Genomic DNA, 14733 nt, shown 5'->3' on the forward strand with positions numbered 1-14733 from the left:
ATGTCATTTGAGTCTCATGGCTGGTTTTTTCTCTGCTACGTTTACTGCGGCAAGCTAGGTAACAGACGCAACATCAATTAATGGAGTTAAGACAATGTTGAAAAAAACCCTTACTGCTGCAATCACTGCTGCTGTTCTGTTGAGCGCTGGCGCTGCGATGGCAAAAGCTCCGGAGGATCCAAACTGGGCGTTCTCCAAAGAAGCCATTGAAGTCTTCAAGACCAAGGCCGGGTTCGTGACGCTCAAGAAAATCGAGCTGGAAAATCCGCAGGCGGGTATCTGGAAAGCTGAAGGCCTGAAGAAGATCGACGGTGTGGAAGTGGAGTACGAAACGACGATTGACCATACAGGCAAAGTGATTTCCGAGAAAAAAGACTGATCCTCGGCGTCTGAATCGCCTTGAACGTCCGGCCCTGTACTTAAGGGCCGGACCCTGCCGAGCGTGCTTTTTACGCACAAAAAGCCCCCGTTCAACGGAGGCTTGGTTGGCAAAGGGTTGTGGTGTGCCGGGCTTAGCCGTTCGAGCAGCCGTTACCCATGATGCGGTACTCAAGGATGTGACGCTGACCCTGATGGTCTTCGTAGATCATTTGCGCCGGGACCACTTCGCACACATCGGCAGTGGGGGTCACGCTGATAACTTTGGCAACGTCGAGATCGGTGGCGTAGGTGTAGTGTTCAACCACCGGTTGGGCCTGCGCAACGTGAACTTCATCAGCAGCGGCCAGTGTCGAAATACCCATCAAAGCAAGTGCGATCAAACGTTTCATTTATTCAAGACCTTAAAACAATCACGTGTCACTGACTTCAATTGCCGTGCCGGCGGGAGAAGTTGTTACGCCCTGAGTGCTCAATGACGTAACACGAAGTACCGTGCCCTGTTTCAATGTTTCGGCTAGGGATGTACATAGAGTACCGAATCAAAACATTGATTAAAGTCAAAAGATCGCCAAGAAGTATTGTCGGATCGGTAACAATACGGTGTTTTTAACCCGCCATAAAAAAGCCCCCTGCAAAGAGGGGGCCTAGGGTCGCATCCGTGCGGGCAACCGGAGGTACAGCGCACGGTTTTAGTGGGTGCTGCAGCCGTCGCCCATCACTTGGTACTCAACGGTATGACGTTGACCCTGATGGTCTTCGTAGGTCATCTGTGCCGGTACCACTTCACACACTTTCGGGATCGTCGACAAATGAATGACTTTGGCAATGTCCAGCTTCGACCCGTAGGAATAGTGCTCGACCGCCGGTTGCGAAGGGTGGGTTGTTTCACTGGCCATGGCAACTGTTGCCATGCCAGCCATCAATAAAGCAATTAACTGTTTCATTAAAGTGGCCTCTAAAGTAATCAAGGGGTAACACTGACTGACTTCATTTGCCAGGCGGGCGGGAAGAAGTTACGGCGCCCGTTGATTATTCAATAAGCCCGTACGAAGTACCGGTAAGACAGTTCATAAGTTGTGTATTACATGTCGCAAAGTTTACGCCGTTTAATCTTCTGAAAAAGCCCTGATGGCAAAAGGCTGTGTTACCGCATGGGTAACAATGTGGTGACGTCGATCACCTTTTCAAGGGCGCGTCATCAAGGCCTTGCTGGCATACTGCCGCGTCAGATTCTGGAGCCAGCCATCGTATGAATGTGGATTCCCCCCTCAGTGCCTGGGAGCAGGCCGTCGCACAACACGGCTTTGTTCACGACCCCGCGCAATGGCGCGCGGTGCAAGCCTTGCAGCGTTGTCATGAGCAACTGAACCAGGGCGTCAAATCGGTCAAAGGGGTGTATTTGTGGGGCCCGGTTGGGCGTGGCAAAACCTGGTTGATGGATCAGTTCTACCAGAGCCTGCACGTGCCAGCCCGACGCCAGCATTTTCATCACTTCATGCAGTGGGTGCATCAGCGTCTGTTTCAGTTGATCGGGACCGCTGATCCGCTCAAGGCCTTGGCGCAAGGGCTGGCTCACGAAGTGCGGGTGCTGTGTTTTGATGAACTGTTCGTCAATGACATCGGCGACGCGATCATCCTCGGCCGTCTGTTTCAGGTGATGTTCGATGAAGGCGTGGTGTTGGTATGCACTTCCAACCAGCCGCCCGAGCAGTTGTATGGCCACGGCTTCAACCGTGATCGTTTTGCGCCAGCAATTACCGCGATTCTCAAGCACATGGACGTGATTTCGGTCGACGGTGCGCAGGATCATCGCCTGCATCCGGGCATCGCCGAACAGCGTTATTGGGTGACACCCGCGGGGCCATCCAGCGTCATGGGGCCTTTATTCGAGCGCCTCACACAGGGGCAGACCCGCAGCCATCAGCCGAGGGTGGTCGGGCACCGTTCGCTCAACATCCGGGGCGCCAGTGACAACGTGCTGTGGTGCAGCTTTCATGAACTGTGCGAGCAACCGCTGGCCGCCACGGACTTCATGGACCTGTGCGACCGTTACAAGGTCCTGTTGCTCAGCGACGTCCCCTGCCTGAGTGCCGAGCAACGTGAAGGCAAGATTGCACGCGGCACTGAGGATGGGGCAGTGAAAGTTGAGGCAGGGGATCGGGAGCTGCCGCAGCTGTCCAAGTTCGACGACAGCGTGCGGCGTTTCATTGCGCTGATCGATGAATGCTATGACCGCAAAGTGCCGGTCTGCATTGAGGCGCAGGTGCCCATGGATCAGTTGTACACCCAGGGCTACCTGGCGTTTGCGTTCCGCCGCACCTTAAGCCGATTGCAGGAAATGCAGTTACAACGCTTCGGCCAGCCTCTGTAGTTGCCGCCTTAAGGCCTCCGACGACATCAGTCCCACGTCGGGGCCACGCTTTTTGGGTCGGTCAGGCGGTGGCCGCGGTCCAGCGCTGCAATCTGCTGCATATCGTCTTCAGTCAGTTTCAATGCACACGCCTTGAGGTTGCTCTCAAGGTTCGCGCGTTGGGTGGACGACGGGATCACCGAATAGCCCAGTTGCATGGCCCACGCCAGCGTGACCTGCGCCGGGGTGGCGTTGTGCTGTTGAGCGATACGTTGGATCACCGGGTCTTTCAGCACTTCGCCGTACGCCAGGGTCATGTATGACGTGATGTGAATGCCCTGGCTCTTGGCGAATTCGGCCACTTTGCGGTTCTGCAAGTACGGGTGCAGTTCGATCTGGTTGGTCGCAATGTGTTCGGCGCCGACGGCGTCAATCGCCTCTTTCATCAGTGCGATGGTGAAGTTGGACACACCGATTTCTTTGGTCAGCCCTTGCTTTTTGGCTTCCAGCAGTGCGCCCATGAACTCGGCAACCGGAACGGCGCCCTGAGGGGACGGCCAGTGAATCAGGGTCAGGTCCAAATGGTCGGTGCGCAGTTTCTTCAGGCTTTCTTTCAGGCTCGGGATCAGTCTGTCCTGGCTGAAGTTATCGACCCAAATCTTGCTGGTGATGTACAGCGAGTCACGCGCCACACCGCTGTCGGCAATGGCTTGGCCCACATCCGCTTCGTTTTCGTAGATCTGCGCGGTGTCCACTGCGCGGTAACCCAGTTCAAGGGCGTTTGTGACCGAGTCGATGACCACTTGGCCTTTAAGTCGAAAAGTACCGAGGCCGAAGGCTGGAACTGTCATGGATAACTCCTTGGAGGTTGTAAGAATGAGGCTGAGTATCCCTGTCCTTGCGGGTCTGAAAAACCCGTCCTGAGACAAAGCTCTCGTGAGCTCAGGTCATGAATCACTGAGTGCGCTCACGCGCAGGAGTTCCGGCTGCCGGATACAGGCTCACGGCCTAAATTTCGTCGGCGCACGCACGTTCTAGCTTGGATAACGCCTGCATTCAGGCTGGGACAGGTAGGGCAATGACGATTTCTCGACGAGGGTTCATCGCGGGTTTAGCGATCACCGGCGCAGCAGCGCCAGCAGCGTTCTATGGCCATCGCGAGTTGACCCGGGTGGACGAGCCGGTCACCCCCGGCGAGGCAACGGTCGACCTTGCGGACACTGCCGGGCAGCAACTGGCTGACCAACTGCGTGGCCTGTGGACGATCCGCTTCAACGGCCGCGATGCCGGACTGGACGGCTTGCCGTCCGATGACCTCGAAATGTGGCTGGACATCGCGCCGCGTGGCCGAGGGGTACGTGGCTATCTGGACACGGCGCAGGTGTTGCACAGCCAGCAAACCCCGCGCTACCGCATTCTGGGCGACCTGGTTGAACCCGACGCCAAACACCTGCACTGGCGCCTGACGCGCAGCGATGCGCCTCATGGCGTGCCCGATTACGAGTTGAGTTTCAGCCTTGATGAGGTGTGGGGCATGTATGGCAACGCGGGCAGCGGCACGTTGAGTGGCCGGGTGCAGCGTCTGGATCGCCCGCTGGCATTGCCCGAGCAGGACAACCACGTTGTCGCGCTCAAACGCACCTTTCCTGAAGCCCGCGAGCGTATCGGCCTGAACCCGACCCTGCTGGCGTGGCTGGTGTCCCCGGAACACCGTTTGTTTCACCAGCTTTGGCATGCCTCACGCGACACCTGGCACGACTTGTCCGAGACCAAGCGCAATGCCTTGCGCGGCATCGGCTGGCAGCCCGGTCAGCGCGACAAGGAGCGCGACGCCCGCGGGCCACGCAAAGACCGCAATGGCTCGGGGGTGGATTTCTTTTTTATGCACCGGCACATGTTGCGCACGGCGCGCTCGATGCAGCATTTGCCCTCGTGGCCCGCGTTCCCGATGCCCCAGCCGGAGCTGGAGCGCGACCGCGCGGGGTTCGCCCGTTACTTTGACAACCACGACGGCAGCGCCTTGCCACCGACCTGGTTGGCGGAGGGTGATGAGTTCTACACCCAGTGGCTGAGTGATATCAAACAGCCTGAGACCTTTCACAGTAATTTTGAGGTGTGGGAGTCGCGCTACCGTGACCCGCGTTACCTGTCGACATTGACCCTCGGCCAGTTTGGTTCCGAGGTTGAGCTGGGGCTGCATGACTGGCTGCACATGCGCTGGGCGTCAGTGCCGCGCGATCCTTCCAACGGCGCTCCGGTGCCTTGGGCGCGTGACCCTGCGGATTTTTCGGCGCGCTGGTACGTGCCTGAAAACGACTTTCTGGGCGATCCGTTTTCGTCCCACGTCAACCCCGTGTTCTGGTGCTTTCACGGCTGGATCGATGATCGCCTGGAAGACTGGTTTCGCGCCCACGAACGCTTTCACCCTGGCGAACTGACGCGTAGGGAAGTCAACGGTGTGCCGTGGTTCGCACCGGGTCGCTGGGTCGAAGTCGACGACCCGTGGTTGGGGCCCATCACCCACGGGTGCAGCACCACGCCGGGGCTGGCGTCGGGCAAAACCGTGGAAATGGACCCTGAAACCATGAAACTGGCGTTACGCATTACCTTTGGGGATGAAAAGACCCTGGACAGCTTGTTCCGAAAAATTCCGCGCCGCCCCTGGTATGCGCGGCATCTGGTGACCAAGGCCCCGCACCGCGAGTGACCCTGAAGGCGGGCGTATCCGATGGGGGACCGTGACGGGTAAGCGTCATGAATTCAACGGCCAGGGTCCCCGTTCATTTTGTTATACAAACCGGGTTGAGTTTCAGGAGGGCCAGGTCCTGGCAAGGCCGTTGCCCGATCAGGTACACATCGCCCAGGTAGCTGGTCAGGCAGGGCGCAGACACGAAGCGTCCTGCCGTTTGCGAGTAGATATCCACATCGAGATACGGACGAAACGTTTCAACGGTGTATTGGTTGCCCGACCGTTTGCGGGTGGCGCAATAAAAGTATTCCCCCTGGGTATGCAGCGCGGAGGCGCCATAGGTGTCCGGTTGGTTGGACACATGGATCGGGTACTCCTCATCGATCAGTTGAAAGGTGACCAGTTGCCCGGTGGCACTTCGGGTTGAAACGAAGGGCATGTCTTTATGGATACACAGGGAAGGACTTTCGACGACGCTTTTGTGGTCTTCGCGTACGTGGGGTTGCCAGCCGGAAGGCTCCAGCACTTTGTAATAAAGTGCGCGGCTGTCTGCCCCGCGTAAGGCGAGATAAAGATTGACACCATTACCCACTGCCGAAGGAGCATCAGACGTTAACACCTGGGGGACGGTTTCAACGGGCGACCACTGAGTGCCGGAGAACGTGATAAACCGTATGGATTGATCAGGCGCGGTATAAAAACAATACAAGTGATCTGCATACACGGTGACGGAAGGTCGAAGCGGGCGGGTCCGTGTGGTCGGCAATTCAGAGATGTGCTGGATAATCATTTGATTGGCTGAGTTTTTGAACAGCACGGTAAAACCCAGCGTAAACACTCCCGGTGCTTTTTGCAGGGCGTAAAAAATATATAACTTGCCTTTGAATTCAACCGCTGAGGCGCCGGTGGACATGCCGGTGCCTTCAATCAATAAATGAAGATCCCATGTTTCGCAGGGCATACTTTTCTGCGGATCTTGAGGCAAGACTTGACGTGTGGGTCGAAGGGCGGAATGGTCGGGTTCAGTACTCAAGGGCGCACCTTTAATGTTGATAAGTTAATGGTTATTTAATGCACTCAGGGTTGAAGATCGAAATGCCCAGATCATCACAGGGGCGCTTTCCAATTAAATACAGGTCACTGTGGTAGTTCACCAGGCACGGTGGGGAGGTGTAGGCGCCCGCGGTCTGGTAGTAGTCGTTTAATTCAGTGGGGGAGCGAACGAGTTCAGTGCTGTAGTGGTTGTTTGAGCGTTTGAGTGAGGCGTCAACCAGGAACCTGTCCCATCCGGCAACGGCGGGGGCCTCATATATATCGTTCAGTGCTGACGTCAAGACGGGTGCCCAACCGCTCTCATGGAAGTTGAACAGGTACAGACGTTCATCCAGTCCTTTGACGGCGACGGTGGGCAGGCCGCCCGCGATGCAGAGGGAAGGGCTGCCATTGAATTTTATGTGAGGGTCGCGCTGATGCGGCTGCCAGCCTGAAGGTTCAAGCACCTTGTGATAAAAGTCACCGCCCTCTGTACCTCGCAGTACCAAAAACAGTTGTTCGCCCAACGCTGCCACAGAGGGGGCGTCGCTGGTCAGGACGTTGGGCACCTGTTGCGCGTTTTCCCAGAAAGCGCCTGAGCCCACACTGAAGCTAATACCGCCGCTGGTATCTCTGTAAAAACAGAACAACCTGTTTTGATACACCGTGACCGCAGGACGATAACCCCCTAGAGGTCGGTATTGAATACCCGGCTCAGTGGGCAATTCATGCAGGCCCTCTAAAACAAGTTGGTTGTTTGGATGTTTGGACACGATGGCATAGCCAATTATTCCGTCTTGCGCACTACTGCCTTTGTTATAGAAGGCATATAACTTGCCCTGATGTTCGACGGCCGAAACACCGCTGTTAATACCTGTGCCTTCTATAGGAAGAACCAGTTGCCAAGCCTGGCAGGGGAGAGTGTCCTGGGTCTGCGTGTCCGAAAGTAGGTTGAACCTGTTATCGCTGGAATGTGTGTTCAAGCGTCACTCCTTCTGCACGGTAAAGTGCAAGTGGATAAAGAAAATAATTAAATACGGCGTGAGCCGAGTACTCGCCGTCGCATCAATGTTGAGGCGAGTCAGTTCAGCCACAACGCGTGCTCATTCGCGTGCTTAATGTGGGGTGATGAATGTTAAATGCCGTTGTTGTTAACGGCATGTCGACATTCTAAGGCGGGGCGGGGGCGTTGAAGGGGTAGATATATAGGGTGACGTTTACGGCGTTATGGGCACAGCAGCGATGCACTGAATGCCCTTGGCCGTTACCGCGCGTGCCATCCCCCGCCCAGTGCTTTATACAACGCGATGCTGGCTTGCAGGCGCGCCAGGCGCAGTTGCACGTGCTGGTCTTGCGCCTGGTACAGCGTGCGTTGGGTGTCCAGCACCGTCAGTAATACTTCGGCTCCGGCGGCATAACGGTGTTGGGCAATGTCGAACGCCTGTTGCGCCTGCTTGAGTTCTTCGTCTTGCCACTGGCGCTGGCGGTCCAGCCCGTTGGCACTGTTCAGGGCTTTCTCGACGTCGGCAAAGGCGCTGATGATGCTGGCGCGGTAGGTGTGCAGCAGTTCCTGCTGGCGGGCGATGGCTTTGTCACGTTCGGCGCTCAGACGGCCATTGTTGAAGATGGGCGCCGCCAGCCCTGCCGTCAGGTTGTAGAACGGGCTGCGCAGCACGTCGCTCAAGCGGTCGGCGCCCGAGCCCAGGCTGGCGCCCAAGGTCAGGCTGGGCAGCATGGCGGCCCGTGCGACGGTGATGTCGGCGTGTGCCGCCGCCAGTTTGGCTTCGGCGCTGGCGATGTCCGGGCGGCGGCTCAGCAATTGGCTGGGCACGCCGCTGCCAATGCTTGGCCAGTGCAGGCGCGCGAAAGGCGTCGCCCCCAGTTGCAGCTGTTGCACGGGCTTACCCAGCAAAACGGCCAGGCTGATGCGCGCCTCTCGGGCTTGCTGTTCCACGAGCGGCACGTGCCGTTGTTGGCTGGCCACCAGGCTGGTTTGCTGGGCGAGTTCCAGTGCCGTGGCCGAGCCCGCGTCATGGCGCGTTTGCACCACCTTGAGCACCCGTTGAGCGTTGGCGAGGTTGAGGCGGGCGATACGCAGTTGCTCATCAAAGGCCAGGGTCTGCACGTAACGGTTGGCGACGCTGCTGAGCAAGGTCAGCTCCACGGTGGCGCGATCAAACTCGCTGGCCCGCAGCGCCTGAACCGCACTGTCTCGGGCAGCGGCCTTGCCCCCCCAGAAATCCACTTCATAGCTGGCGGTCAGGTTGGCATCAAAGTAGTCCACGGCTTTGTTGTCATCGGTGGCATCCAGTTGGCTGTAGCCGTTGCCGCGCAGGAGTTTTTCCCGGTTGCCGCTGCCACCGAACTTAACCTCGGGCAGCAGCGGCGCACCGGCAATCACGGCGCCGGCTTGCGCTTGCTGCACGCGGGCGACGGCCGCCGCAAGGTCGTAACTGCCCGCCTGAGCTTGGGCAATCAGGCGATTCAACTCAGGGCTGCCAAACTGTTGCCACCATGGTTGGTTGACGGCCAGGGAGGCGCGCTCTTGGGCAAACTGCCAGCTCGGCGGCGGGACAACGGCCGTCGCGTCAGGCGCAACGTTCTGGCTGCAAGCCCCCAGCAACAGGCACATGGACAACAGGCTCAAGGACGGCTTTATCAATTGTTTATTCACTGGTCAGGGCCGTGACCGGGTCGAGCCGGGCAGCTTTGCGGGCCGGCATAAAGCCGAAAATGACGCCGGTCACCAGGGCACAGCCAAAGGCGCCGAAGACGGCCATCCACGAGAACGCCACGGCCACGTCGCACAGGTACAACACGGCGCCGACGATGAAAGCCAGGCCGATGCCAGCCGCGCCCCCCACCACCGACAGCATCAGCGCTTCGGTGAGGAATTGGCGCAGGATGTCGCGTTGGCGCGCCCCGGTGGCCATGCGAATACCGATTTCACGGGTGCGCTCACGCACCGTCATCAGCATGATGTTCATCACCCCGATGCCGCCCACCAGCAATGAGATGGCAGCAATCGAGCCGAGCATCAACGACAGGGTGTTGCGGGTCTTGGCCTCGGCTTGAATCATCGCGGCGTTGTTGGTGATTTCGAAATCGCGATGGCCGTTATGCAGCCTGAGCATCAAGTGCTCGATGGCTTTTTCGGTCTGATTGACCTTGCTCGCGTCGGCCGCGGCGATCACCACGTATTCCGGGTTGTGGGTGCCAAACAGGCGGACACTGGCGGCGGAATAGGGCACCACGATGCGCGTGTCGCTGTCCGAGTCCCCGGAGCTGGCGCCTTTTTCGGCCAGAATTCCCACCACGCGAAACGGTACATTCTCCAGCAGAATGTAGCGCCCGATCGGGTCGGGCACGTCCTTGAGTACCTTTTCCCGCACTTTCTTGCCGATCACGGCCACGGCGGCCGCAGCGTCTTCGTCGGCCTGGGTGAAGAAACTGCCTTGCACCACCGGCCAGTTGAAGATGGCCGGGAAATCGATGCCGTTGCCCCCGGTGTACATCGTGTGATCGACGTTGCCATAGCGCACGCCAATCTCGGCGCCGTTGATCGGCATGATCATCTTCACCTGCGGCAGCGTGGACAGCGCGGCCACGTCATTGAGCGTGATAATCCCCAGCGGTGCCCGAGGCCGGGGCGACATGCCGCTGAGGTAGATGATGTTGGAGCCGAACGCGCCCATTTCGGCCATCACTTGACGCTTGCTGCCTTCACCCACGGCCAGCATCACCACCACCGACGCCACGCCAATCACGATACCGAGCAAGGTCAGGGCGGTGCGAAAGCGATTGATCCACATCACCCGCCAGGCTGCATGAACGGCGTCCACCAGCTCGCCTTTCCAGGCACCGCGCGCTTCGCTGCCCTGGTTGAGGCGTTGGCGCAGGTCGATGGCTTGCAAGGCGTTCGGGTTGTCAGAGACGGGCGGCGCGCCATTGGCGCTGTCGCTGATGACCTCGCCATCGCGCACTTCGATGATGCGGTTGGCCCGTGCCGCGACATCGCGGTCGTGGGTAATCAGGATCACCACATGGCCCTGGCTGGCCAGTTCATCGAGCAACGTCATGACTTCGGCGCCACTGTGGCTGTCGAGGGCACCGGTGGGTTCGTCGGCGAGGATGATGTGCCCGCCGTTCATCAAGGCGCGGGCGATGGACACCCGTTGTTGCTGGCCGCCGGACAGTTGATGCGGGCGGTTGCCGGTGCGTTCGGCCAGGCCCAGGCGCGTCAGCAGGGCAGCGGCGCGGGCATGGCGTTCGGCGGCAGGCATGCCGGCATAAATGGCAGGCATTTCGACGTTTTCCTGGGCCGAGGCAGAGGGAATCAGGTGGTAGCCCTGAAACACAAAGCCGAAGGCTTCGCGGCGCAGCCACGCCAGCTCGTCGGTGTCGAGGCTGGCCACGTCTTCGCCGGCGAACAGGTAGCGCCCGGACGTCGGGCGGTCGAGGCAGCCGAGGATGTTCATCAGCGTCGACTTGCCGGAACCCGAGGCGCCGACAATGGCCACGAATTCACCCGCATGGATCGACAGGCTGACGCCTTTGAGCACCTGCACCTGCGGGGTGTCGACACCGCCGTACACCTTGCGGATGTCATGCAGTTCAATCAGTGGCGTGGGCATTTAACCTCCGTTGCCGGGGGCGGGGCCGATCAGCAGGTGATCGCCTTCGTTGAGCCCTTCAAGGATCTCGACGCGCAAGCGGTCGCTGATGCCAGTGCGGATCTGGCGGGTTTCGATGTCACCGTTTTTGGCCACCACCCGCGCGGTCTGGCGATCGCTGTCGGTGCTGCCTTGCAGCGCCACGACCGGCGCCAGCAGGACATCGCGCGCCTGATTGGCGACGAAGAACACTTGGGTCGTCATTTCAGGCATCAACGCCTGGTCGGTGTTGTCGACATCGAGCAGCACGGTGTACAGCACCACCCGCGCGCTGCCGCTTTTGCCTGAGCTGGCGGGGCTGCCGCCGCCCTGACTGGCCTCGTTCAGGGGCTTGGGCGGCACGGGCAGGATTTGCCGCACGGTGCTGGCCCAGCGCCGGTTGCCGCCGCTCAAGGTTGTGAAATACGCCTGCATGCCCGGTTTGACGTGGCCGATGTCGGCTTCCGAGACCTCGGCCCAGACCGTCATGGGCGACAGGTTGGCGATCCGCAGGATCAAGGGCGTTTGCTGCTGGGCGTTGAGGGTTTGCCCTTCGCGGGCGTCGATGGCCACCACCGTACCGGACATGGGCGCGAAGATGCGCGTATAGCCCAGTTCGGCTTCGTCGCTGCGCAAGCTGGCCCGGGCCTGACGGATCTGTGCCTGGAACATGTCGATGCGCGCCTGGGTGGTGCGCACCTCAGCCCGGGCACTTTGGATGTCTTCTTCGCGGGTGGCGCCGCCCTGGGCGAGGCGCTGCTGGCGCTGGTATTTCTGTTGCGCCAGATCGTGCAGGGCGCGCTGCTCTTGCAACTGGGCTTTGAGGTTTTCAATGGCGAAGCGGCTGGCGTCGAGCTTTGCAGTTTGCGTCGACGGATCAATCTCGACCAGCGGCTGGCCTTGCGTGACCTCGGCGCCGACGTCGACGTGGATCTTGCGGATCTGCCCGGACGCCTGGGCGCCGACGTCGACGTACTGACGCGGTTGCAGCGTGCCGAGTGCCGTCACACTGCTTTCGATGTTGCCGCGTGTCACGGGGACCGTGTCATACGCTTCGCGACCGGGTGTCAGAAAAGGCCAGGCAACCAGGGCACCAACCAGCAGTGAAGAAAGTACGATCAGCAACGCGCGGCGGGTCTGTCGGGGGCGTTTCATGCAGGGTTCCGGCCAATGGGATTCGGCCCGTCGTCAGGTTATCGAGCTGAAATGCCCTACAGCTAACGCTGTCGCGAGATGACAGTTACGGGGAGCTGTTGAGTAGACGTAGGCGTGAGCCATGAATTTAAGGCTGTTCGGAATGGGCTGTTACTGAATATTTCCTGTTTGTTTCTACAGTCGGACTTTAAATCTATATGAGAATTACTATAAATTACGTCCCCTAAAGTGCCATCATCATGCCGCCATCTGATTCGGCCCTGTTTCAGCGCTCATGGAAAGTTACCGCACCCGCTGCGGTCAGGAGTTACGTTGGAAAACTACTACCGCGAGCTGGTCAGCTTTTTGAGCGCCAGACTGGGCAATGCACAGGCCGCCGAAGATGTGGTGCATGACGCCTATGTACGCGTACTGGAGCGTTCCAGCGATGAGCCGATTGAGCAGCCGCGGGCCTTTTTGTACCGCACGGCCCTGAACCTGGTGATCGATGGGCATCGACGCAACACGCTGCGCCAGATCGAGCCACTGGAGGCCCTGGACGCCGACGAACGCTTTTACAGCCCATCCCCGCAGGCCACCCTGGCGCAGGGCCAGCGTCTGGAAATGGTGCAGCGCGCGCTCAATGAGTTGCCGGCGGTGTGCCGCGACTGTTTCTTGCTGCGCAAGCTCGAAGGGCTGTCCCACCTGGAAATTGCCGAACGCCTCGGTGTGTCCCGCAGTGTGGTCGAGAAGCACATCGTGAACGCCATGAAGCATTGCCGAATTCGGATTCGGCAGTGGGACCACGCTTAAATTTTATTTCTGTAGCCTCGTTCCTACTCAACAGACGACCTGCTGCGCTGCCACAGCGCAATCGGGTCATGGGCTTTTTCTTCCCTCTGTTGAGGGGCAATCCAGAGGACACTGGAAATGACACAGGCAATCGCTTCGGCCGTCGTTCATGATCTGATCGGCATCGGTTTCGGGCCTTCCAATCTGGCCTTGGCCATCGCCCTGGAAGAACGCGGGCAGGTACAAGGCCCGTTGGACGTGCTGTTTTTGGACAAGCAGGCGGACTACCGCTGGCACGGCAATACGCTGGTCACCCAGAGTGAGCTGCAGATTTCCTTCCTCAAGGATCTGGTCACATTGCGCAACCCGACCAGCCCGTATTCTTTCGTCAATTACCTCAAAGCCCACGGGCGCCTGGTGGATTTCATCAACCTGGGCACCTTTTATCCGTGCCGCATGGAGTTCAATGACTACCTGCGCTGGGTGGCGTCGCACTTTGAAGCACAAAGCCGCTATGGCGAAGAAGTGCTGGCCATCGAGCCGGTGTTGCATCAGCAACAGGTCGAAGCGTTGCGCGTGATTTCCCGCGATGCCCGCGGCCAGCAGCACGTGCGCACCACGCGTTCGGTGGTGGTCAGTGCGGGCGGTACACCGCGTATTCCAGAAGCGTTCAAGGCACTCAAGGATGACAGCCGCGTGTTCCACCACTCGCAGTACCTGGCGCGGATGGCTTCGCAGCCTTGCGTGAGCGGCCAGCCCATGCGTATCGCAATCATTGGCGGTGGCCAGAGTGCCGCCGAAGCCTTCATTGATTTAAATGACAGCTTCCCGTCGGCCCAGGTGGATTTGATCCTGCGCGGCTCGGCCCTCAAACCGGCCGATGACAGCCCGTTCGTCAATGAAGTGTTTTCGCCGGAGTTCACCGATCTGGTGTACCAGCAGAACACCGCCGAGCGCGAGCGCCTGATTACCGAGTACCAGAGCACCAACTACTCGGTGGTCGACATCGACCTGATCGAGCGTATTTACGGGATTTTCTACCGTCAGAAAGTCTCGGGCATTGCCCGTCACGCGTTCCGCAGCCTGACCGGCATTGAAAGCGCCGTGGCTGACGAGCAGGGCATCACCCTGGCGCTGCGTAACTCCGCCAACGGTGAGGTCAGCACGCAGGCTTATGATGCAGTGATTCTGGCCACGGGCTATGAGCGGCACATGCACCGTCACCTGCTGGCCCCGCTGGCTGAGTACCTGGGCGAGTTTGAAGTGGACCGCGATTATCGAATCGTCACCGACGAGCGATGCAAAGCAGGGATCTACATGCAAGGCTTCTGTCAGGCCAGCCATGGTTTGAGCGATACCTTGTTGTCGGTTCTTCCGATTCGTGCCGAGGAAATTTCAGCATCTTTGTATGGTTACGAGAAAGATCGTACAAAGAGCGGCGTCAGTGCTGAGCAAATGCTGGCCGCTGCCGTCTGAACCTGCCCCTACTTAAGGCCCTGTCGAAGCGCTCTATTCCCTGCCTTGGCCATTGCCTCCCTCCAGTCGCTCACGTTTTTTGAGTGGGTGACTGGTCATTTCTGAACCCGTGCTGAAGAACTGTTTGATTCGTCAACGGGACGTGTTTTCACGGTTTACTCTGCAAAAGGTCGGGCGTAAGCTGCCGGCGTTTTCATCAATAGCGGAGTCCCTCAGTGGGTACCAGT

Annotated in this window: 13 protein-coding genes; 5 read left to right on the top strand and 8 right to left on the bottom strand. The window is 59.1% G+C overall.

What is annotated here, in order from left to right; genetic code table 11:
* Positions 1–94 precede the first annotated feature (94 nt).
* Positions 95–379 (top strand): hypothetical protein, encoded by a 285-nt coding sequence (locus BKD70_RS12595; protein WP_047276516.1) that lies wholly within the window; start codon positions 95–97, stop codon positions 377–379.
* 133 nt (positions 380–512) lie between these two features.
* On the opposite strand, the gene BKD70_RS12600 is transcribed toward BKD70_RS12595, so the two are convergent.
* A complete protein-coding gene (locus BKD70_RS12600; protein WP_047276514.1) occupies positions 513–770 on the bottom strand; it encodes a DUF2790 domain-containing protein in 258 nt (85 codons plus the stop codon).
* A gap of 300 nt (positions 771–1070) precedes the next feature.
* Positions 1071–1325, bottom strand: coding sequence for a DUF2790 domain-containing protein (locus BKD70_RS12605; RefSeq protein WP_047276512.1), 255 nt, complete (start codon positions 1323–1325; stop codon positions 1071–1073).
* A 305-nt stretch (positions 1326–1630) separates the two neighbouring features.
* On the opposite strand from BKD70_RS12605, the gene zapE reads away from it, so the two are divergent.
* Positions 1631–2752, top strand: a complete 1122-nt coding sequence (zapE, locus tag BKD70_RS12610) for a cell division protein ZapE (protein WP_047276510.1) — start codon at positions 1631–1633, stop codon at positions 2750–2752.
* 26 nt (positions 2753–2778) lie between these two features.
* Here zapE and dkgB read toward each other — a convergent pair whose 3' ends face one another.
* Positions 2779–3582, bottom strand: a complete 804-nt coding sequence (gene dkgB / locus BKD70_RS12615) for a 2,5-didehydrogluconate reductase DkgB (protein WP_047276508.1) — start codon at positions 3580–3582, stop codon at positions 2779–2781.
* Between the two features lie 227 nt (positions 3583–3809).
* Between dkgB and BKD70_RS12620 the strand changes: the two genes are divergently transcribed.
* Complete coding sequence (locus tag BKD70_RS12620; protein WP_047276506.1) at positions 3810–5438, top strand: twin-arginine translocation signal domain-containing protein; 1629 nt, start codon at positions 3810–3812, stop codon at positions 5436–5438.
* A 73-nt stretch (positions 5439–5511) separates the two neighbouring features.
* Here the strand turns inward: BKD70_RS12620 and BKD70_RS12625 are convergent, their stop codons facing one another.
* The 5 genes from BKD70_RS12625 to BKD70_RS12645 form a co-directional block, all read right to left on the bottom strand.
* On the bottom strand, positions 5512–6453 hold the full coding sequence (locus BKD70_RS12625) for a hypothetical protein (protein ID WP_139047516.1): 942 nt from the start codon (positions 6451–6453) through the stop codon (positions 5512–5514).
* Between the two features lie 31 nt (positions 6454–6484).
* Positions 6485–7435 carry a hypothetical protein gene (locus BKD70_RS24750; RefSeq protein WP_047282896.1) on the bottom strand — a complete coding sequence of 317 codons (951 nt, stop codon included), beginning with the start codon at positions 7433–7435 and terminating at the stop codon, positions 6485–6487.
* A gap of 281 nt (positions 7436–7716) precedes the next feature.
* On the bottom strand, positions 7717–9111 hold the full coding sequence (locus BKD70_RS12635; RefSeq protein WP_047277292.1) for an efflux transporter outer membrane subunit: 1395 nt from the start codon (positions 9109–9111) through the stop codon (positions 7717–7719).
* Positions 9112–9118: 7 nt separating this feature from the next.
* Positions 9119–11086, bottom strand: coding sequence for a MacB family efflux pump subunit (locus BKD70_RS12640; RefSeq protein WP_047276500.1), 1968 nt, complete (start codon positions 11084–11086; stop codon positions 9119–9121).
* Positions 11087–12259 (bottom strand): efflux RND transporter periplasmic adaptor subunit, encoded by a 1173-nt coding sequence (locus tag BKD70_RS12645; protein ID WP_047276498.1) that lies wholly within the window; start codon positions 12257–12259, stop codon positions 11087–11089.
* Between the two features lie 312 nt (positions 12260–12571).
* Here BKD70_RS12645 and BKD70_RS12650 point away from each other — a divergent pair, with 312 nt between their 5' ends.
* Together BKD70_RS12650 and BKD70_RS12655 are read left to right on the top strand one after the other, a co-directional pair.
* Positions 12572–13051: a sigma-70 family RNA polymerase sigma factor gene (locus tag BKD70_RS12650; protein WP_047276495.1), complete on the top strand. Its 480-nt coding sequence runs from the start codon at positions 12572–12574 to the stop codon at positions 13049–13051.
* A gap of 117 nt (positions 13052–13168) precedes the next feature.
* Complete coding sequence (locus BKD70_RS12655) at positions 13169–14506, top strand: lysine N(6)-hydroxylase/L-ornithine N(5)-oxygenase family protein (RefSeq protein WP_047276493.1); 1338 nt, start codon at positions 13169–13171, stop codon at positions 14504–14506.
* Positions 14507–14733 lie beyond the last annotated feature (227 nt).

This window comes from Pseudomonas sp. BS-2016, from assembly GCF_001806145.1.
In the GTDB taxonomy this organism is placed as follows: domain Bacteria; phylum Pseudomonadota; class Gammaproteobacteria; order Pseudomonadales; family Pseudomonadaceae; genus Aquipseudomonas; species Aquipseudomonas lundensis.